The organism is Microcystis sp., assembly GCF_048564745.1.
Lineage (GTDB): Bacteria > Cyanobacteriota > Cyanobacteriia > Cyanobacteriales > Microcystaceae > Microcystis > Microcystis ichthyoblabe_A.
The window spans coordinates 1-20,067 of record NZ_JBLZRT010000133.1 but is presented as its reverse complement, the minus strand read 5'-3'; the positions used below and the strand labels follow the sequence as shown (position 1 = coordinate 20,067).

Below are 20,067 nucleotides of genomic sequence, written 5' to 3'. Positions count from 1 at the left end.
ATGCACGAGCGTAATGCTCACAACTTCCCCTTAGACTTAGCTAGTGGTGAACAGGCTCCTGTAGCTCTGACCGCTCCTGCTATCAATGGTTAATTCCTAGTCTGAACGAAAAGGCACTCCCGCGAGGGGGTGCTTTTTTGTTGTTAGAATTATGATAAGCGTTGCTGAATTAGGCGATGATTTGATAATTTTGGATTTTGGATTATTTTCTGAAATACTCAAATTCTGAAAATCCTGATCAGGTTTTGGATTGTTAGAACTATCTGTAAATATTAGAGTTCTTGCACAATTAATTTTTGATACTTCAAAAATGAGAAGAATAGGCATAAAATTGCATAAAATACCTGAATAGAGCATTTAAATTGATTAATGCTCATTCTTAATTCTCCTGACTACTGACTACTGGCTCGTGACTCCTCACCTAACGGAAGATTTTTGATTTTTGCAAGAGGTCTAATCTATCGATTTTGAGCCCTAAAAGCTGACAGCGGACGGCGGAAATTAATTGTGGTAAAAAGCGCAAAAATGATTACAATCGATACAAAATATCAACGACTAGGATTAAATGGCTACTCATATTGTTACTGGTGTCGCGGGTTTTATAGGTTCTAACTTGGCACAAAAGCTTTTAGAACAAGGAGATCAGGTGATCGGGATCGATCAATTTAACGATTATTATGACCCCAGTTTAAAGCGCAAAAATGCCCATATTCTAGCAAAATATCCCGAATTTAAGTTAATTGAAGCGGATATACAAGCCCTCGACTGGAGACAACTGTTGCAAGGAGTAGAAGTATTATTCCATCAGGCAGCCCAAGCAGGAGTCAGAGCAAGCTGGGGTGATGGATTTCGTCAATATACCGAAAGGAATATAAATGCTACTCAAATTATTCTTGAGGCCGCCAAGGAAACCCCTTCTTTACAACGGATGGTTTTTGCTTCCACTTCCTCGGTGTATGGCAATGCGGAAACGATGCCGACTCCGGAAACCCTTTGTCCCCAACCAGTTTCACCCTACGGCATCACCAAATTAGCGGCAGAAAGACTCTGTTGGCTATATCACCAGAATTTTAACGTTCCTGTCACTGCCTTGCGTTATTTCACCGTTTATGGACCGCGGCAACGTCCCGATATGGCTTTCCATAAGTTTTTTCAAGCGGCGATCGCGGGTAAACCGATCGGCATCTACGGGGATGGAAAACAAACCCGCGATTTTACCTTTATTAGCGATGCTGTAGCCGCCAATTTAGCCGCTGCCGTAGTGCCGGAAGCGGTGGGTGAGGTGTTTAATATTGGTGGTGGCAGTCGCGTAGTATTGCTGGATGTCTTGGATACCATGGAAAAAGTCATCGGTAAACCGATCGAGCGATCGCATCAAGGATTGGCCCGGGGAGATGCCCGTCACACCGCCGCCGATGTCACCAAAGCGCGTACTATTCTAGGTTATAATCCCCAAGTCTCTTTAGCCGAAGGATTAGCCCAAGAATGGCAGTGGATTCAGGGATTATATTGTTAAGTTAATTAGGGTTGGCTGAACATCAGTGGAAGCCTTTTGGCGATTGCTAGATGACTAAAAATAAAAGAGTGCTGATTTTAGGGGGAACGGGGGAAGCGGCGGCATTAGCGGCTAAAATTGCGGCAATTCCGGGTATAGATGCCATCGCTTCCTTTGCCGGTCGCACGAGAGAACCGATTACTCTCACAACTCCTTCTCGCCGGGGGGGGTTTGGTGGTGCCACTGGGTTAGCCAATTATCTGCGGCAAGAAGGCATTGATTGTTTAATTGATGCCACCCATCCCTTTGCCGCGCAAATTTCCTTTAATGCCGCTCAAGCCGCCTCGGATTGTGGTATTCCTCGATTAATCTTAAGTCGTCCAGCTTGGGAAAAAGTATCTGGAGATAATTGGATTGAAGTAGAAAACAATCAAGCGGCAGCGAATATTTTACCCGGGTTAGCGCCGCGGATATTTCTCACTATTGGTCGGCAAGAACTGGCAAGTTATGCACATTTAAACAATATCTGGTTTTTGATGCGGATGATTGACCCACCGGCAGCGGATGCCATCGTACCGATTGGAAAATTATTGTTGGAACGGGGGCCTTTTTCTTTGCAGTCAGAGCGCTCTCTTTTACAAGAATATAAGATTGGGGCGATCGTGAGTAAAAATAGCGGCGGTGATGCCACCTACGCCAAAATTATCGCCGCTAGAGAGTTGGGAATAACCGTGGTCATGGTACAACGTCCACCCGTACCTGAAGGAGAAAAAGTGGCAGATGTTAAAAGTGTCCTGTCATGGTTAGAAAAAAGATGGCTCTCTTGATGAGACCTCTTGCAAAAATCAAAAATCTTCCGTTAGGTGAGGAGTAGGGAGCCAGTAGTCGGTCGTCTAATAGTTTTCTTTTTCCTCCGTCACCAGAGTAATACCTGTCCATTCTCCCTTCTCGTTATAAGAACGAATTAAGCGCTGTCTTTGAGTAGGAGAAAGTAACCAACCTACCTCTAAAACAAAACGATGACCGGCAGTAATTTTCAGAGGTGTATTACAGGAAGCTCCATCCGGCAGCAGCAGGATTTGCATCGGCAGCGGACTATTTTCAAACAACAATCTTTGTCCCTCAATACGAGCGCTAGAAGTGATTTGATTATCGCCAAAAGTCAAAGTTTGCGAGAGATAATTATCCCCCTGACGCTCGATCAATACATGGGTAGAATAGGCAGCAGAATTATAAAAATCGCGTCCCGTTGTCACCGCCTGTCCTCGCCATTGACCCAGTAATTGCTCCACCGTTAACATCGGTCTTTCTGGTGACTGAGAATCAACTAACTTTTCCCGAATTAAAGTCAAGCGATCGAACTCACAGCGCTCATTAAATAACTGTACAATTCTTAATCGTCTTTCCCCAGAGATTAACCCAAATTCTGCTCCGAATTGTGAGGAAAAACTACTAAAATATAGAGAACCTTGACAAAAAGCTCCCGTCTGGCTAAATAGAATACCCTGATGGAGAGAACTATACTCTAAAATTAAATCTTCCGGCACTCGATCGCTGTAGAAACGGCGGACTAATTGACGAATCGATCGATTATTATTAATGCCTTGCAAAGATACCAAAGTCGGGGTATCTTCGATCAAGTCGCCTTGGGGAGACAGACGGGTAAAAGAACCTTGCCATTGACCGAGATTTTTTAGTAAACATTCCCACTGGGAGAGCATAATAATTGAGGTAATTGGGGGAAATAGGAAAAAATACATGGGAACAATTCGATTAATGCACGCCAAACTCCATCGAGTGCGCGTCAGCGAGGCTAACGTCGATTATGTCGGCAGTATCACTATCGATCGAGAATTGATTGAGCGGGTCGGTATTTTGCCCCTTGAAGAGGTGGATGTGGTCAATCTTAGCAATGGTAAGCGCTTTTCCACCTACGTTTTTCCCGGCCAAACCGGGGAAATTTGCCCCAACGGTGGTGCGGCTCTGCTCTGTCAACCCGGAGATATTTTGATTATCTATGCTTACGAACAACGTCCGAGGCAAGAAGTTCTCGAAAACGGTCATTTTGCCAAAGTTCTCGTCGCTGATGCCGAAAATCGCTGTCAGCAATTTTTTGAACAGAGCTTAATTCCCCGGGGTGATGGTCAAGGAGTGGAATTTTATAGCCAAGAATGCTGATTCTTGTCCTCAATTTGTTAACTTTCCCGTCATAATAAGAATAAGTAATGTAAACTTTCTTAAATCAGCCCCCATGCGTGTAATTCTCATGACCGGTAAGGGAGGCGTGGGTAAAACCTCCGTCGCCGCCGCTACAGGACTCCGCTGCGCCGAACTTGGCTATAAAACCCTAGTTCTCAGCACCGATCCCGCTCACTCTCTCGCTGACAGTTTCGATCTCGAATTAGGTCACGATCCTCGTTTGGTACGCCCCCATCTCTGGGGGGCAGAATTAGACGCACTAATGGAATTGGAAGGCAACTGGGGTGCGGTAAAACGTTACATTACTCAGGTATTGCAAGCTAGGGGTTTAGATGGAGTGCAAGCGGAAGAATTAGCGATTTTACCCGGAATGGATGAGATTTTCGGCTTAGTTCGTATGAAACGCCATTACGATGAGGGTACTTATGATGTGTTGATTATCGATTCCGCACCCACGGGGACAGCTTTACGATTGTTGAGTTTGCCAGAGGTGGGCGGTTGGTACATGAGAAGATTTTACAAACCTTTACAGGGAATGTCGGTGGCATTGCGACCACTGGTGGAACCTTTTTTTCGACCGATCGCCGGTTTTTCCCTGCCGGACAAGGAAGTTATGGACGCTCCCTACGAGTTTTATGAGCAGATTGAGGCCCTAGAAAAGGTTTTGACCGATAATACTCAAACCTCGGTCCGTTTGGTGACAAACCCCGAAAAAATGGTGATTAAGGAGTCTTTACGCGCCCATGCCTATCTAAGTCTCTATAATGTTTCCACCGATTTAATTATTGCTAATCGGATTATTCCCGACAAAGTAACCGATCCTTTCTTTGCTCGTTGGAAAGAAAATCAACAGGGTTATAAACAGGAAATTTACGATAATTTTCATCCCTTACCGGTTAAGGAGGTTCCTCTCTACTCCGAAGAAATGTGTGGTTTACCCGCTTTAGAAAGACTGAAAGAAACTCTTTTTGCCGGGGAAGATCCGACTAAGGTTTATTACCACGAAAACACCATTCGGGTAGTTCAACAGGAAAATAACTACAGTCTGGAGTTATATTTACCCGGCATACCAAAGGAACAGATACAACTAAATAAAACTGGAGACGAGTTAAATATTCGCATTGGCAATCACCGTCGTAATTTAGTCTTGCCCCAAGCTTTGGCAGCCCTGAAACCTTCTGGAGCAAAAATGGAAGATGATTACCTGAAAATCTCTTTTAGCAACGTGGTAAAAGTTTAATTTCCCCAGATTGGGTGGAGCTAAGGGAAGTGGGGAGGTTTTCAGTGATCAGTAAACAGTGAACTGAAAACTCAAATCCGATCTCTGATAGCTGTCTCCCCTCAACCGTCTCGACTAGGAAATTAATTTTACACGACCACTTATCTCTTGGATTTGGTGGGTAAAATGTACTCTAAGATATATTCCCCCTAGCGCGGGGGTGGAACGAACCACAAAGACACAAAGGACACAAAGATCGATCCTATGTAAGTTAAACTTATCACAGAGAACCTAGAAGAGCCATTGTTCCTTCACCCCAATTCGTGAAATTCCTCATTGCTGCGATGCAAATTCCCCACCTGCCTAGGTGTCCGGGTGGGGACTGACGCGGGATCGTTCACCCTAATTTCGGTAAACCCATACTATAGTTCTGTACTCTGGCGTTGAGATTATAGCTAATTTCGCCTTTTTGGAGGAGAGAACGGATAAAATGTTCTAGATCTGAACCGATGCGACGGAGATTATATTCGCTCAGTTCTTCCCCATTGTAGGATTCTACCAATTCATCAAACTTACTATAAACCTTATTGAGAGCCACTTCTTCCCAATTAAATTCATTATCGGGATCCACATCAAGAGTCAAGACATTGTTACTCTCGATTAATTGATTATTTTTTACTTCAGCCGTATAAATGCGAATATGACGGGTCGTGGATTTTAACAGCATGGAATCTTCAGGGTAAGTTAGACGCTATGTCTAAGATTTTGCCATGATTTGCGGAAATGGGGAAATGGGGAAGTGGGGGTGTGGGGTGTGGGGTGTGGGGTGTGGGGTGTGGGGTGTGGGAATTATGGATTATGAAGTGGGGTAGATGGGGAAGTGGGGAAGCTGTCTCATCTCACCCTATCACCCTATCACCCCAAAACCCTATCACCCCAAAACCCTATCACCCCAAAACCCTATTACCCGAACAATGTTTACGGATCGACCAGAAACGTGATACTATGATAGGTTGCAGTGTTTAAGCAGAGATCACGAGTCCTATGGCCTTAACCCAGACCAAAAAACAAGAACTAATCAGCCAATATCAGGCCCACGAAACCGATACAGGATCATCGGAGTTACAGGTAGCTTTCTTAACCGAGAGAATCAACCAACTGACCGAACACCTGAAAGCTAACCCGAAAGACCATGCTTCCCGTCGGGGATTACTCCAGATGATCGGTCGTCGTCGGGGACTGTTAACCTATATCCAGAAGAAAGATCAACAACGTTATCAAACCCTGATTGGTCGTCTCGGAATTCGCCGTTAAGCTTACCCCCTTTGCATCCCTACCATGGCCTCTGAATCGAAATCGACGGAGAAAAAAGAGCGTCTTCCCTTTGAGCCGCGCCAAAATAAGCGAAAAACCCCGAAAATTGCCCCTAGTCCCGTGCCACCGCCGATAAAGACTCGCTCCGAGGAAACCAGCTTAAAGGCAATTCCGCAAGCGGTCAGTCAACGGATGGCCAAACGCATGGCGGTATTTTGTGGCATTCCGACAGTATTGGGGATAACTTCCTTTTTTGGCTTCTACTGGATTATTAGCCACAATCTTCTCGAAATCCCTTCCTACGTCGCCATGCTCGTCAGTTTAAGCCTATTTGGTCTAGGTTTTATCGGTCTGAGTTATGGCATCTTCTCCGCTTCTTGGGACGAGGATCGGGTGGGGGATTGGCTAGGATGGCAAGAATTTCAAGCTAATTTTGGCAGAACGATCGCCGCGTGGCGGTCCGGCAAAAAAGAAGTGGAAGAAAAATAGATAACCTCTAGAAATCGTCAACAATAGAGATTAAAGGAAAAAATAAAGGGTTAATGCCATGATTATTGTCATGAAAGTTGGTTCCCCGGAAATTGAAATCGAGCGCGTCAGTGCCGAATTCGAGGCATGGGGATTAAGTCCTGAAAAAATCGTCGGTAAGCATAAAGTTGTCATCGGTTTAGTCGGAGAAACCAGGGAATTAGACCCCCTACAAATCCAAGAACTAAGCCCTTGGATCGAAACCGTCCTGCGAGTCGAACAACCCTTCAAACGCGCCTCTTTAGAATACCGTCACGGGGAATACAGCGAGGTTTTAGTCCCCACTCCTAACGGTGTTATCCCCATCGGCAGAAATCATACCGTTAGCATTGTCGCCGGCCCCTGTTCGGTGGAAAATGAGGCGATGATCGTGGAAACTGCCAAACGAGTGGCAGCAGCCGGAGCGCAATTCCTCCGGGGTGGTGCCTACAAACCCCGCACTTCTCCCTATGCTTTCCAAGGTCACGGGGAAAGCGCTTTGGAATTACTAGCGGCGGCTAGAGATGCCAGTGGTTTGGGTATTATCACGGAAGTAATGGACGCAGCGGATCTCGATAAGATTGTCGAAATAGCCGACGTGGTGCAGGTGGGGGCCCGCAATATGCAGAATTTTTCCCTCCTGAAAAAAGTTGGGGCGCAACCGAAACCAGTCCTACTCAAGCGCGGCATGGCGGCCACTATTGAAGATTGGTTGATGGCGGCAGAATATATCCTCGCGGCAGGAAATAGCAATGTCATTCTCTGCGAACGCGGTATCCGCACCTTTGACAGTAAATATACTCGCAATACCCTAGATTTATCCTGTATTCCCGTTTTAAGAACTTTAACCCACCTGCCGATCATGATCGATCCTAGCCACGGTACGGGTAAATGGGAATATGTACCGACCATGGCCATGGCTTCCCTGGCAGCTGGGGCCGATTCCTTGATGATCGAGGTACATCCTAACCCAGCCAAGGCCCTATCCGATGGGCCGCAATCCTTGACCCCCGACCGGTTCGATCGATTAACTCAGGAGTTAGCGGTCATTGGTAAGACGATCGGGCGTTGGCCCCAGGTTCCAGCACTGGTTTAATAAGATAATAAGGGGGTGAATCAACCCCCTTTTTTGGGCATAAATTTCGCTTTTCGGGGCAGTTATGGTGACAGTTCCTCTGGAGTTAAATACTAGCGAAATCCGGGCAGAAAGACGGGTAGTTTTTAATCATCTCAGTTGGTTATCCTATCGGCAAATTTTACAAGCCCTAGGGGAAAATAATCGCGCCCATTTATTTTATGATCGTGGCACTTTAGAGATTACTATGCCCCTAGAAGAACACGAGTTTTATCGAGAATTAATCGGACGTTTTATCTATTTTTTGGTGTCCGAATTGGGTTTAAAAATTAAAAGTCTGGGTTCCACAACTCTAGCTAGGGAAGATTTAGAACGAGGGGCAGAACCTGACAATGCTTACTATATTCAAAATCAAGCTAAAGTGCTAGGAAAAAGAATTAATTTAACTGAAGATCCGCCCCCAGATTTAGTGGTGGAAGTGGATATAACCCACACGGATATTAATAAATTAGCACTTTATGCCCGTTTGGGAGTGCCGGAATTATGGCGTTTTAATGGACAAATCTGGCGCATTTATCGGTTAGAAAAGGAAGGTTATCAGGAAGAAGAATTTAGTGCGACTTTTCCCCTAGTTCCCAAAACTAAACTCTATGAATTTTTAGCCACTGCTCAAGAGGATGAAGTGAGGGCAGAAAAGAATTTAAGAGCATGGGTTGTTAGTCAACTAGCTGAAAGTTGAGGTAATTATGGTGACAGTTCCTCTGGAGTTAAATACTGAGCAAATTAGGGGCGAAAAACGGGTAGTTTTTAATCATCTCAGTTGGTTATCCTATCAGCAAATTTTACAGGCCGTAGGGGAAAATAATCGCGCCCATTTATTTTATGATCGTGGTACTTTAGAGATTACTATGCCCCTAGAAGAACACGAGTTTTATCGAGAATTAATCGGATTATTTATCCGGATTTTGGTGGTAGAATTGGGTTTAAAAATTAAAAGTCTGGGTTCCACAACTCTAGCTAGGGAAGATTTAGAACGGGGGGCAGAACCTGACAATGCTTACTATATTCAAAATCAAGCTAAAGTGCTAGGAAAAAGGATTAATTTAACTGAAGATCCGCCCCCAGATTTAGTGGTGGAAGTGGATATAACCCATACGGATATTAATAAATTAGCACTTTATGCCCGTTTGGTAGTGCCGGAATTATGGCGTTTTAATGGACAAATCTGGCGCATTTATCGGTTAGAAAAGGGGGTTTATCAGGAAGGAGAATTTAGTCCGACTTTTCCCCTAGTTCCCAAAACTAAACTCTATGAATTTTTAGCCACTGCTAAAGAGGATGAAGTGAGGGCAGAAAAGAATTTAAGAGCATGGGTTGTCAGTCAACTAGCTAAAAATAATTAACTAGGGTTTGCTGAAAAAGTTTGTTGGTGGGGTTAGGAGCCGGTCGTCAGGAGTCAGGAGACAGGAGAATTAAGAATGAGTAATAATCAATTAAATGGTTTATTTAGGGTTGGCTGAATAAATGTGAAATGTAGGCAAGGTAAGGGTTTTGTGGCTCTTCTCTTGAAACAGGTGCCAGATTTTGAGAGAATCGTCCTTCAAAACCTTGCGTCTTCATCGGCCCGCGTCCTGTAGGGGCGAAGCATTCGGGCAATAACCTATCGGTGAAACTGGAGATTTTCTATCCGAATGCTTCGCCCGTACTTTTTCAGCAAGCCCTATTTAGAGATTTTCTGCCAGTTAATCTGGCTCTCCCCTACTTGTGGTCATAAGAAAAAGTTATGAAAAAGTCAGAGATCCAAATTTTCCTAGCTCACGCTAGTGAGGACAAACCAGCAGTTTTGGCACTGCATGAGCGCCTTAAGCAAGCGGGATATAAACCTTGGTTGGATAAAAAAGACCTGATTCCAGGCCAGAACTGGCGTTCAGTCATCCCCAAGGCGATCGCAAATAGTCAACTGTTCATCGCTTGTCTCTCCCAACGCTCGATTGCTAAACAAGGATTCGTGCAGCGGGAATTTAAAATGGCCCTCAATCAATATGCTGACAGACCGCCGAATTCAATCTACCTCATTCCGCTGAGATTGGATGAATGCGATATCCCCGACCTGCGACAGGAGGAGTATGGCTTGAACCTGCGAGACCTCCACTGGCTTGATTATTGGGAAGAAGACGGATTTGAGCAACTAGAAAGAGCAATTACCCATCAGTTCAATCCTGAACCGGAAGAGCCAAAAAAACCCGTAATCGTCACTCCACCGTTATCAGTATTTAACTTTGAGATCGTGCGAGTAAATGCTAAGGGTGAGCAAATTAACAAAGAGTCGAAACAGTCCCAATATTTCAGGGAAGATTTGGGCAACGGCATCACCTTAGAGATGGTCGCCATCCCCGGTGGCACATTCACGATGGGTTCACCAGCAAATGAGAAATATAGTTTTGATGATGAACGCCCTCAACATGAGGTTAACGTCCCCCCCTTTTTTATGGGTAAATATCCCATCACTCAGGCTCAGTGGAAAGCGATCGCCTCTCGCACGGATTTAAAAGTTGACCCTTCGGCTTCGCTCAGGGTCAACCTTGATCTCAACCCAGCCTATTTTAAAGACCGTCCCGATAGCGATCGCCGCCCCGTGGAACAAGTTAACTGGTACGATGCCGTCGAATTCTGTGCGAGATTATCGAAACTAACGGGAAGGGAATACCGACTTCCCAGTGAGGCGGAATGGGAGTACGCCTGTCGTGCTGGAACCACCACCCCATTTTACTTTGGGGAAACCATTACGGGGGAATTGGCTAACTACAATGCCAGTAATACCTACGCCGATGAATACAAAGGAGAATATCGACAACAAACGACTCCTGTGGGACAATTTCCCCCCAATGCCTTCGGACTGTACGATATGCACGGCAATGTCTGGGAATGGTGCGCCGATACTTGGCACGATAACTATGACGGTGCGCCGACGGATGGCAGTGTCTGGACAGAAAATGGGGATGATAATTGTTCTCTTCCGCGGGGCGGTTCTTGGTACTACAATCCAGGTAACTGCCGTTCTGCTTACCGCAGCTACAACAACCGCCGCGGCAACGACAGCAACAGCAACGGTTTTCGGGTGGTGTGCGGTGCTGGGAGGACTCTGTAACCCTTTTCCCCTTTTTTTCCCTTTTTACCCTCATTCCCTATTTTTTCTCTTTTCTTTTCTTTCCCGCCCTTAGGCGGGTCGATTTTGTAGGGGCGAACTCGACCCATTTGGTCGATTTTTGCTTAACAATTGTCAAGGATTGTTAAGATGCGCTTACCCTGCACTTTTCCCCTAGTTCCCAAAACTAAACTCTAGGAATTTTTAGCCACTGCTCAAGAGGATGAAGTTAAAGCAGAAAAGAATTTAACTTAGTGTCAACAGACTTGCAAAAATTAGGTGGGCAATGCCCACCCTAATCTTAGGATGGCGGTTTGTAGGTAGAAGCAACGGATAATTCTTTTAATTGCTTCGCTGCCACTGTCGAAGGTGCAGAAGTGAGTAAACAACTAGCTTGCTGGGTTTTCGGGAAAGCAATCACATCGCGAATTGATTCTTCTCCTGCTAACAACATCACCAAGCGATCTAAACCGTAGGCGATGCCACCGTGGGGAGGGGTTCCGTATTCAAAAGCTTCTAACAAAAAGCCGAACTTATTATAGGCTTCCTCTGGGGATAGACCGATGGTGGCGAAGACTTTTTCCTGTACTTCCCGTTGATAGATCCGCAAACTGCCGCCACCGATTTCAATACCATTAAAAATCATATCGTAGGCTAGGGCGCGAGCGTGGGCTAGATCGTCTAAATCTTCGGGATTGGGGGCAGTAAAGGGATGATGCAATGCTTCTAGGCGTTTTTCCTCGGCGTTGTATTCAAACATCGGGAAATCCGTCACCCAGAGGAGGTTGATTTTCTCCGGATCAATTAATCCCAATTGTTCCCCTAAAACTAAGCGTAGGCGGGATAGGGATTTATTGACTGTATCGGTATCTCCTGCCCCAAATAAGAGCAGATGCCCCGGTTTTGCGCCAGTCTTCTCGATTAAAGCCTGTTTTTGTGCCTCTGTCAGGTTATCTTTAATCGCACCGATGGTATCAAAATCGTAGTCTTCGCGCACGCGGATGTAGGCGATTCCCTTCGCCCCCGCATCGGTGGCTTCTTTGAATAAATCCCCACCCGGTTTGATTCTGACGTTAGAAATCGCCTCGTTACCGTTGGGAATCGGTAAAACTTTCACCGTCCCACCACTAGCGATCGCACCTGAAAACACCTTAAATCCCGAATCGGCAAAAATCTCCGCCACATTGACCAATTCCAAGCCAAAACGGGTATCAGGGCGATCGACCCCATAGCGATCCATAGCCTCAGCATAGGTTAAACGGGGCAGGGGCAGGCTTATATCGATATTTTTGACTTTTTTGAAGATATGAGCGATTAAAGCCTCATTTAGGGCTAAAATCTCAGGTAAAGAGAGAAAACTCATCTCCATGTCTAACTGAGTAAATTCCGGTTGACGATCAGCGCGCAGATCTTCATCGCGGAAACAGCGAGCGATTTGATAGTAGCGATCCATTCCCGACACCATTAATAATTGCTTAAATAGTTGCGGTGATTGGGGTAAAGCGTACCATTGGCCCGGGTTGACACGGGAAGGAACCAGATAATCCCGCGCTCCTTCGGGAGTCGATCGAGTTAAAATTGGTGTTTCCACTTCGATAAAATGCTGTTCATCTTCGAGAAAACGGCGCATTTCCTTGACAACTTGGTGACGTAGTTGTAAATTCTGACTCATACGCTCCCGGCGTAGGTCTAGATAGCGGTATCGCAAGCGCACATCTTCCCGTACCGATTCGCTTTCGGAACTAGAGACGACAAAAGGCAGTTGTTTAGTAACCCCGTTGAGAATCTCGATGCTAGTGGCGTAAATTTCGATTTCTCCGGTGGCAATGCGCGGGTTAAGGGATTCGGTAGGCCTTTGACTGACTGTTCCCGTCACCTTGAGGACATACTCGTTTCTGACGGTTTCAGCGATGGGGTAGGAAGCGGGGGTTCGTTGGGGATCGCTGACGATCTGGACAATACCACTGCGATCCCGCAGATCAATAAAAATAACGCCACCGTGATCGCGACGGCGATCGACCCAACCGAAGAGGGTGACACTTTTTTCAATTTCGATCGCGCTAAGGTCGCCACAGTAGTGAGTTCGCATAGTCTAACTAGAGAATTACTTATATTACGAATGTAGTATAGAAAGGATGTGGCCAGAAAAAAATCAGACGGCCTTGCTTATTATGCCAGTATTTTGTCGCTTTTGTCCTCTTGTTTAGGGTATTTTTATGGTCTTCTAGTCCTCAGCTATCGGCTTTTCGCAGATGGGCTATAATCAACAAGGCTCCTCTAGCAGTTACCAATTTTGAACGATTAAAAACATGAATTGCTTAGAAAAAAAAATGGTGCAACTGTTAAGAGAACTCAGGGAAGATCACCATGTTTCAGGGGTAAAAGCGGAATTCGAGACGGAAGGAACCCGACTGACGGAAGCGATGCGGTTGAAAGAAATTAGTCTGAAAGCGGGGGTAGATTTTAATCTGAAAATCGCCGGTTGCGAAGCGATCAGAGATATCTTTGATGCGGTTAATTTAGGAGTTGATCGCTTGATTGCTCCCATGGTAGAAACAGCCTACGCTTTACAAAAATATCTGCGGGCAGCTAGGAGGGTTTTAGCTGATCAACGGGTGGAAAATGTGGAGTTATTGGTTAATATCGAAACTATTACTGCCTGTGAGAATTTTCAGGAAATGTTGGCGATTCCAGAGATAAAATCTCTCCATGGTATCGTCATCGGACGGATGGATTTAGCCTGTTCTTTGGGATTAACCCGCCAGGATGTGAATAGCGAGCAAGTTTTAGCTCTGGCTTTACCTTTGGCAAAAAAAGCTAAGGCTGCCGGTTTGACTGTTGCCATTGGGGGTGGGGTGTCACTAGATTCTTTACCGTTTTTCAAAATGTTCTGCCAAGGACATTTTGACCGCTTCGAGACACGCAAAGTTATCTTTGATTGTCCCCAAGCTTTGGATAATTTCAGTTTAGCTTTGCCAAAAGCGATCGAGTTTGAATTACTCTGGCTAGAGAATAAGAAAAATTATTATGGTGCTATTGTTCGTGAAGATGACCGGCGTTTAGAAATCCTCCATAATTTACTTTTTGGTTAAAGATATTGATCCTTCGATCGACCGCTCAAAACCTAGGCAGCAAAGTTATACGGATGTGGACTCATTGGCTCTTCTCGACTTTGTGTGATAATTTTTGCTTATGGAATTGTGAAATGCTTATCGGGCAAGACTTTTATGGCTATTTTGCCGAAGAAACTATCAGTATAGACCTCGTTTCCACAGAGAAACCAGAAGAGCCAAGAGAGCCACTTATTATGAATAACTTCTGTTAAGTAAGTAGTTATAATTAAATTGAAGATAGATTTTGCCTCTGATCCCCCCTGCCCCCCTTGATAAGGCTATCCCTTATAGGGATCTTTCTTAACAATTTTTGCAGTAAGCACTCCAACCCTTATCCTGACTTGATTTCAGTTTTTTCTTTGTCAGTAAGGGTGTCAACAAGGAATATTATAGATTGTTAACCGAGTCTTGAAAGCCTTGTGCCACAAAGGTTTGAAATGTTAAGAAAGATGTGACTAAAGGACAGCTTGATAAGGGGGGTGCCGATAGGCGGGGGGATCCCCCCTGCCCCCCTTGATAAGGGGGGTGTCTGACAACTTTTAACACCTACCTACTTAATTATTTTAAGGTGGTGATTCGGTAGTAGTGAAAAAATTAAAAATTATCTCTCTAATATACCGTTTCTCTCTCTATCACTATGAATACGGTCCTATCCATTAGTCACATCTTTCTTAACATTTTAACCCTTTGTAGCACAGGGCTTTCAAGACTCGGTTAACAATCTATAATATTCCTTGTTGACACCCTTACTGACAAAGAAAAAACTGAAATCAAGTCAGGATAAGGGTTAGAATGCTTACTGACAAAATTGTTAAGAAAGATCCCTATAAGGGATAGGGTACTTATTAATTTTCCTGCATTTTTCTGCTCACTTTGTTATTTTCGCTTTTCTGCTCTGACACCAGATTTTTTGTTCTCGAGGATTTCTCGGTCTTTTTTCACCATTTCTTTTAAAGAGTAACTCCACCGTCCACAGGTAAAACCACACCTGTCATATAGGGGTTGATAATCAAACTCAATACTGCTAGAGCGACTTCTTCGGGTTGCCCTAAATGTTCGACAGGTAGGGCAGAAACCGCCCATTTGCTTAAGTCCGAGCGTTCTGAATCACCTTGACTGCTCCAGATAGTTGTATCTTCTATTAATCCGGGGGCAACAACGTTAACGCGAATAGGAGCGATTTCTAGGGCGAGGGCGCGTCCAAATACGGCTACTGCACTATTAGCGGCGGCTATGACGGAAATTCCGCCCATTTTGGAATATTTGAACATAGTAACGCTGGATGTCAGGGTAATAGAACCGTCTTTGGCCAAAGTTTTCAGGGAGCCACGCACGGCTAAAAAGGTTGCCCAGAATTTCTCCATACCTCCCCGGGCCGTTTCTGTGGTCATTTCGGTTAATAAGGCTCGCGGCATATTTCTGTCTCCGAGAGAGGTGACTACTAAATGGTCAAAGTTGCCAATTTCTGCAAAAAAGGCATTAACAGAATCTTCTTCTAAAAAATTAACAGTTTTGGCTTCAATCTCCCCGGAAATTAGGGCAACAGCGGCAGCTAATTTCTCTTGAGAAGCATGGGAAAGCACCACTTTTGCCCCCAGGGAGAGCAATTTTTCGGCAATCGCTAGGTCAATCCCGGAGCTTGCACCAATAATAACGACTTTTTTACCCGATAAGGAATCAAACATTTTTTTGTCTCCAAAAATTAAAGAAAACCTGACAACTATTACAGTATATTAACTGGCTTTTGGGCAGCAACTAACCAATAAGTTATGGCTGAGGAACTTAGCAAATTATCCAGAGGCTTAATGTTTAAATTATAGGTTTCTTCGTCTAATTTTCCTGATTGCAATTCCTCGGTTAACCAAGACTTAAGATGGCGAAAATGTCTGAACCAGCACTCCTCCGTCACCTCGACAAATTGAACATCTTTAAACCCTGCCTGTTGATAAAGATTTTGATACTCGGCAATATCTTTGACCGTGTTTGCTTGGGGAACTGTCCAATCCCCCAAAAGTTCTGTTGTGGCAAAACTCATATCTGAGAGAATTAAGGTTCCCCCCGGCTTTAATACTCGCCAAGCTTCTTGCAAGAATTGCTGTCTAGTATTAAAATAAAAAGCCGCTTCTACACAAATAATTTGCTCAAAAGAATGATCAGCAAAATCCATCTCTACCGCATCCATTAACAGAAATTTACCCTCGGGAAAATTCAAGAGACTTCTGGCAATTTGTGTCGGAGAAATGTTAATCCCTACAATTGCTGTCAATGGATAATATTTGAGAAGATAATGGGTAGTTGCTCCTAAACCGCAGCCAACGTCAAGAATTGTTCCCTGTTTGTTGGGAATAAATTCTAAAAGTTTCTCCATCAGAGTAGAGGATGCTTCCTGTTGATCTTGAGTATGGGAGAGCCAATAACCGACATTAAAAAACTCTCTTTCACCATAAAACTCTCGAATCGAAGGACTACAAATTAAATCATCGAATCTACTAATCCATTCATTTTTATCCATTGTTAAACTCACTTAACTGTTTCGGCAAAAACTACATTAGTTTAACACGATTGGGCTTAGTAGAACCCACTTTCCGCACTTCTTAACATTCAATTGATAATTTTTACTAATATATTGCTTACAATCCTTTGCCAGTAAAGATTATAGCTACGATCATAGATTTTTATCAAGGTGAAGAATTGCAAATTTTTTTCTCAGAAAAAATCAATTATTGAAATTTTTCTCAATAGTAGTTTCTACAATCAAGGTTTTTCGTCAAAACATCTTGGGAAATGTAAAAATATATATAGCGGTAAGCACTTGAGTGAGATACAAACCAAGCTTTGCCTAGCATGGTTTATAGCTCGTGACACTGTACCTCATACGACTGCACACCGCTATAAAAGTATATGAAGATGTGCGGAATGTCGGCTGTTAAGGCACTATGCTGAATCATACTGTTTTTAAAAACACAGAGTTGTCATACCTAATTTTTCGCACACTTGTAGCCGTATCAACTACGACCCTAACAGCACAATCCTGAGTGCTGAGTGCCAAGCTCGCGATGGAGAATGGCTCCCCACCGAACTGACGCTTAGTGACCATATCGGTAATATAGATGGGGAATTGCAGTTCGGGGATCAAAACTTCCAAGAAACCTGCCAAGATTGTTACCTTGAGTTCGGGGATGGAGAGCAATCCCTATGGTTGGTGTGTACTTGTCAAACAATGGATGGGGAATGGAAACCTACGCAAATACTGTTAGACAGTCAGATCGATAATAACGATAGCCAACTGGAAATCGGATAGGGTAGGAGAGGACGCAAGAAATACACGATTCCGCTATCTGTTGGCTAGGAAACGTACACTTACCCGCAAGAAAAGTGTAGGTAGTTCACCAAGTATTTGACTTGAGTAAGACGGCAATATATGTTACTATCGCAAGGTAATCGCAGCTAGCTTGAAAAAGCTGCCACTCAAAACTAGGAATGACCATGAATTATCCTAATAGCGAACAAAGTAAAGCAATCCCCTTCTTTGCTCGTTTTTTATCTGCGGACCAAGACGAGGCTCCGACTCCCGATTCCCCCCCCGATTCTGAACCCGCTCCCGTTTGGACTTGGAAATGGCCTTCTGACTGGGAAGATAGTTAATTAATTTAAAAATTGCTTTCAGTAATTCAGACAGAAATAAACTGCCGCCATAAGTCAAGCAGGAGTAAGATTTATGGCGGTTTTTTGTTGTATTTAGGGTTTGCTAAACAAGTCAATTGGCTGGTGGAGGCAGCAGTGCTTAGTCAAGTTAAAACTACTCTTCAGCAATTTCGACTTCTTTGGGAGCAACGGGTTCTTCGGCAGCAATTTCTACTTCAATAGCCTTTTTCAGGTTAAGTTTTAGAACTTGAGAAATTGGCAAACCTTCCACCTCATTGATGAGATATTCTTGAGTTTCTGTTTCACGACGTTTGAGATAGACCGTTTTAAGCAGTGCCTCAATGCCATAACCCGTCACAATGTCACCAATAATAGTAGAAAGGCCTAAGACCCCAAGTCCACCAATTAGTCCCAGCGGACCGCCTAACCCAAAAAGTGCGTAAATCGCAGGATAGGCAGTACCACCGGATGCGGCAACAGCAATAATGAAAATAATGCCGGGGAGTCCAAGAGATGCAAGTTTTTGAACAACTTCATCCAGAGAAATTCCCCAGGAGACAAGTTTTTTGTTGATGTCTGTGGGATTAATTCCGAGAAAATCATGGGGAATGGCCGTTTCAGTAGTTTCCGTCATTGATGAGACTCCTAAAATCACTAAGTTGGATTGGTTGGTCGGGATTTCATTCATATAAAATCCATGGTAAGGCAAAAGAATACAAATCGGCTGTCTAGCAATCAGATGCCTTGCAGCATTCTACATTAGTCTTACCGTTCACACAACTTGTAGAAAATCGTCAGTTCTTAGATTAAATCCTGTTTAAAAGATAGAGGAGATTGGGGAGAAACAATTGATAACTGGGTTTTTCAAGTTGGATTGGGAGTTAACCATAGTCTTAAAAACGGGTTTGGTATCAAATCTCAAGGCAAACTTTTAACTCTTCGGCTAAAATCTGGACATGGGGTTCCACCATAATCGAGACATGATTTCCTAGTACGAAATGAATCTCAACTGGCTCTGTAGAAAATTCACTCCAGCCTAAAGAGGAATCCTCGCAATCTCCAGCTATTAAATCTTTATTTGGATCATCAGATAATTCCTCACTGGCCCGTATAATCGTAATTTTACCAGGATAAATCTGTTTAGGGAGATAATCAATCAGACATAAACAGCTAGTTTTATAGGCTTGGACAATTTTTTCAAGCTGTCTAGTTTCCGCATTGGGAGGAAGCATATTAGCCAGTTTAAAAAAGTTTAAGGCGTATCTTAATTGTTCCTCCACTGTTAAGAGTTGAAGAGTTTCATAGGAAATATCGATGGTTTTATCTAAATAAACTTCGATACCTTTGCTGACTTCAGCTAACCACCGCGCATGATCCCAATTAATATAATCAAGCAAAATTTGTTTATCTTTATAAGTGGGTGCTGAAGAATCAATAATTGCTAGTAATGCCACTTGTTGACCCTGATTAACCAACTGTTGAGCCATTTCAAAAGCCACATTACCACCGTAGGAATGTCCTCCCAAAAAGTAGGGTCCTTGGGGTTGTAAATCCTGCATGGCTTTAAGATAAATACTGGCTATATCCTCAATGCGAGTGATTTCTCCAAACTGTTGATAGAGATCATTTTCAAAACTGTAGAAAGGTTGATCTTTTCCTAAACAACGTCCTAAATGGTAAAAATAAAATGGTCGTCCCCCGGCGCCTGGAACACAGAAGAAAGGAGGCTTTGAACCCTGGGGTTGAATGGGAACCAAACAAGACTGGTTAGAGGAATCTGCATCGGTTTCGATAATAGTCGCTAACTGTTCAATAGTTGGGTTTTGAAATAGTGTAGTTACGGCAATTTCTTTGCCTAACTGTTCTTGAATTTGGGTGATTAAATAAGGAGCTAAAAGGGAATGACCACCGAGGTCAAAAAAGTTATCATGCACGCTAATTTTGTCAATCTTTAGCACTTTTGACCAGATTTGCACGAGGTTTAATTCTAACTGATTACGCGCTTCAATAAATCTGTCTGAATCACTGGTATTACTGGGAGCTTTTAACGCACGACGATCAATTTTTCCGTTAGCTGTTAAAGGGAAAAACTCCAGCAGCACAAAAGCACCAGGAACCATATAACCGGGCAATTTATCGCTAAGAAATTGACGCAAATCGCCACTTGTTAGCTTTACTCCTAGCTTAGGCACAATATAGGCAACTAACTGTTTTTCCCCGGGATTATCTTCACGAACAATCACACAAGAAGACTGTACCGCCTGATTTTGACTAAGTACAGCCTCAATTTCTCCCAATTCAATACGGAAGCCGCGAATTTTTACTTGATTGTCAATCCGTCCTAAATATTCAATA

General features: G+C 43.9%; 20 protein-coding genes and 1 pseudogene. 14 read left to right on the top strand and 7 right to left on the bottom strand.

The genetic code is table 11. The features are described from left to right. The 3 genes and pseudogenes from ACOCD9_RS15105 to ACOCD9_RS15095 form a co-directional block, all read left to right on the top strand. Positions 1-93 (top strand): annotated as a pseudogene (locus ACOCD9_RS15105) (photosystem Q(B) 2 domain protein); the annotation flags it as partial. Positions 94-565: 472 nt separating this feature from the next. Continuing rightward, the gene (locus ACOCD9_RS15100) at positions 566-1,516 is read left to right on the top strand and encodes an NAD-dependent epimerase/dehydratase family protein (protein ID WP_287700826.1); all 951 of its coding nucleotides are present in this window, start codon (positions 566-568) and stop codon (positions 1,514-1,516) included. A gap of 50 nt (positions 1,517-1,566) precedes the next feature. Beyond that, a complete protein-coding gene (locus tag ACOCD9_RS15095) occupies positions 1,567-2,322 on the top strand; it encodes a cobalt-precorrin-6A reductase (protein ID WP_287700824.1) in 756 nt (251 codons plus the stop codon). A gap of 66 nt (positions 2,323-2,388) precedes the next feature. Here ACOCD9_RS15095 and ACOCD9_RS15090 read toward each other — a convergent pair whose 3' ends face one another. Further along, positions 2,389-3,216 carry a DUF3598 family protein gene (locus tag ACOCD9_RS15090; RefSeq protein ID WP_287700830.1) on the bottom strand — a complete coding sequence of 276 codons (828 nt, stop codon included), beginning with the start codon at positions 3,214-3,216 and terminating at the stop codon, positions 2,389-2,391. A gap of 37 nt (positions 3,217-3,253) precedes the next feature. On the opposite strand from ACOCD9_RS15090, the gene panD reads away from it, so the two are divergent. Beyond that, positions 3,254-3,673 carry an aspartate 1-decarboxylase gene (gene panD, locus ACOCD9_RS15085; RefSeq protein ID WP_002758245.1) on the top strand — a complete coding sequence of 140 codons (420 nt, stop codon included), beginning with the start codon at positions 3,254-3,256 and terminating at the stop codon, positions 3,671-3,673. A 73-nt stretch (positions 3,674-3,746) separates the two neighbouring features. Next, the gene (locus tag ACOCD9_RS15080; RefSeq protein ID WP_287231710.1) at positions 3,747-4,934 is read left to right on the top strand and encodes a TRC40/GET3/ArsA family transport-energizing ATPase; all 1,188 of its coding nucleotides are present in this window, start codon (positions 3,747-3,749) and stop codon (positions 4,932-4,934) included. A 376-nt stretch (positions 4,935-5,310) separates the two neighbouring features. Here ACOCD9_RS15080 and ACOCD9_RS15075 read toward each other — a convergent pair whose 3' ends face one another. Continuing rightward, positions 5,311-5,640, bottom strand: a complete 330-nt coding sequence (locus ACOCD9_RS15075) for an NAD(P)H-quinone oxidoreductase subunit M (RefSeq protein WP_002738864.1) — start codon at positions 5,638-5,640, stop codon at positions 5,311-5,313. Positions 5,641-5,957: 317 nt separating this feature from the next. On the opposite strand from ACOCD9_RS15075, the gene rpsO reads away from it, so the two are divergent. The 6 genes from rpsO (at position 5,958) to ACOCD9_RS15045 (ending at position 10,957) form a co-directional block, all read left to right on the top strand. Then, positions 5,958-6,227, top strand: a complete 270-nt coding sequence (gene rpsO, locus ACOCD9_RS15070) for a 30S ribosomal protein S15 (protein ID WP_002738807.1) — start codon at positions 5,958-5,960, stop codon at positions 6,225-6,227. Positions 6,228-6,251: 24 nt separating this feature from the next. Further along, positions 6,252-6,716 carry a PAM68 family protein gene (locus ACOCD9_RS15065; protein ID WP_008201436.1) on the top strand — a complete coding sequence of 155 codons (465 nt, stop codon included), beginning with the start codon at positions 6,252-6,254 and terminating at the stop codon, positions 6,714-6,716. Positions 6,717-6,774: 58 nt separating this feature from the next. Beyond that, on the top strand, positions 6,775-7,830 hold the full coding sequence (aroF, locus tag ACOCD9_RS15060; protein ID WP_002750796.1) for a 3-deoxy-7-phosphoheptulonate synthase: 1,056 nt from the start codon (positions 6,775-6,777) through the stop codon (positions 7,828-7,830). Between the two features lie 64 nt (positions 7,831-7,894). Next, positions 7,895-8,548 carry a Uma2 family endonuclease gene (locus ACOCD9_RS15055; protein WP_419547880.1) on the top strand — a complete coding sequence of 218 codons (654 nt, stop codon included), beginning with the start codon at positions 7,895-7,897 and terminating at the stop codon, positions 8,546-8,548. Positions 8,549-8,555: 7 nt separating this feature from the next. Further along, entirely contained in the window at positions 8,556-9,212 is a 657-nt protein-coding gene (locus ACOCD9_RS15050; RefSeq protein ID WP_419547879.1) for a Uma2 family endonuclease, read from the top strand. A gap of 380 nt (positions 9,213-9,592) precedes the next feature. Beyond that, on the top strand, positions 9,593-10,957 hold the full coding sequence (locus ACOCD9_RS15045; RefSeq protein ID WP_419547878.1) for an SUMF1/EgtB/PvdO family nonheme iron enzyme: 1,365 nt from the start codon (positions 9,593-9,595) through the stop codon (positions 10,955-10,957). Positions 10,958-11,255: 298 nt separating this feature from the next. Here the strand turns inward: ACOCD9_RS15045 and aspS are convergent, their stop codons facing one another. Beyond that, positions 11,256-13,043, bottom strand: coding sequence for an aspartate--tRNA ligase (gene aspS / locus ACOCD9_RS15040; protein WP_061431845.1), 1,788 nt, complete (start codon positions 13,041-13,043; stop codon positions 11,256-11,258). A 220-nt stretch (positions 13,044-13,263) separates the two neighbouring features. Here aspS and ACOCD9_RS15035 point away from each other — a divergent pair, with 220 nt between their 5' ends. Next, a complete protein-coding gene (locus ACOCD9_RS15035; protein WP_419547877.1) occupies positions 13,264-14,046 on the top strand; it encodes an aldolase/citrate lyase family protein in 783 nt (260 codons plus the stop codon). 971 nt (positions 14,047-15,017) lie between these two features. Here ACOCD9_RS15035 and ACOCD9_RS15030 read toward each other — a convergent pair. Both ACOCD9_RS15030 and ACOCD9_RS15025 read right to left on the bottom strand, forming a co-directional pair. Next, complete coding sequence (locus tag ACOCD9_RS15030) at positions 15,018-15,752, bottom strand: SDR family oxidoreductase (protein WP_287700810.1); 735 nt, start codon at positions 15,750-15,752, stop codon at positions 15,018-15,020. Positions 15,753-15,790: 38 nt separating this feature from the next. Next, the gene (locus tag ACOCD9_RS15025) at positions 15,791-16,579 is read right to left on the bottom strand and encodes a class I SAM-dependent methyltransferase (RefSeq protein WP_419547876.1); all 789 of its coding nucleotides are present in this window, start codon (positions 16,577-16,579) and stop codon (positions 15,791-15,793) included. 462 nt (positions 16,580-17,041) lie between these two features. Here ACOCD9_RS15025 and ACOCD9_RS15020 point away from each other — a divergent pair, with 462 nt between their 5' ends. Beyond that, positions 17,042-17,368, top strand: a complete 327-nt coding sequence (locus ACOCD9_RS15020) for a CVNH domain-containing protein (protein ID WP_419547882.1) — start codon at positions 17,042-17,044, stop codon at positions 17,366-17,368. Positions 17,369-17,553: 185 nt separating this feature from the next. After that, a complete protein-coding gene (locus ACOCD9_RS15015) occupies positions 17,554-17,712 on the top strand; it encodes a microviridin/marinostatin family tricyclic proteinase inhibitor (protein WP_002750786.1) in 159 nt (52 codons plus the stop codon). A 154-nt stretch (positions 17,713-17,866) separates the two neighbouring features. Here the strand turns inward: ACOCD9_RS15015 and ACOCD9_RS15010 are convergent, their stop codons facing one another. Then, the gene (locus ACOCD9_RS15010) at positions 17,867-18,346 is read right to left on the bottom strand and encodes a hypothetical protein (protein WP_419547881.1); all 480 of its coding nucleotides are present in this window, start codon (positions 18,344-18,346) and stop codon (positions 17,867-17,869) included. 277 nt (positions 18,347-18,623) lie between these two features. Beyond that, a partial coding sequence (locus tag ACOCD9_RS15005) for a thioesterase domain-containing protein (RefSeq protein WP_419547875.1) occupies positions 18,624-20,067 on the bottom strand: 1,444 nt, incomplete at its 5' end.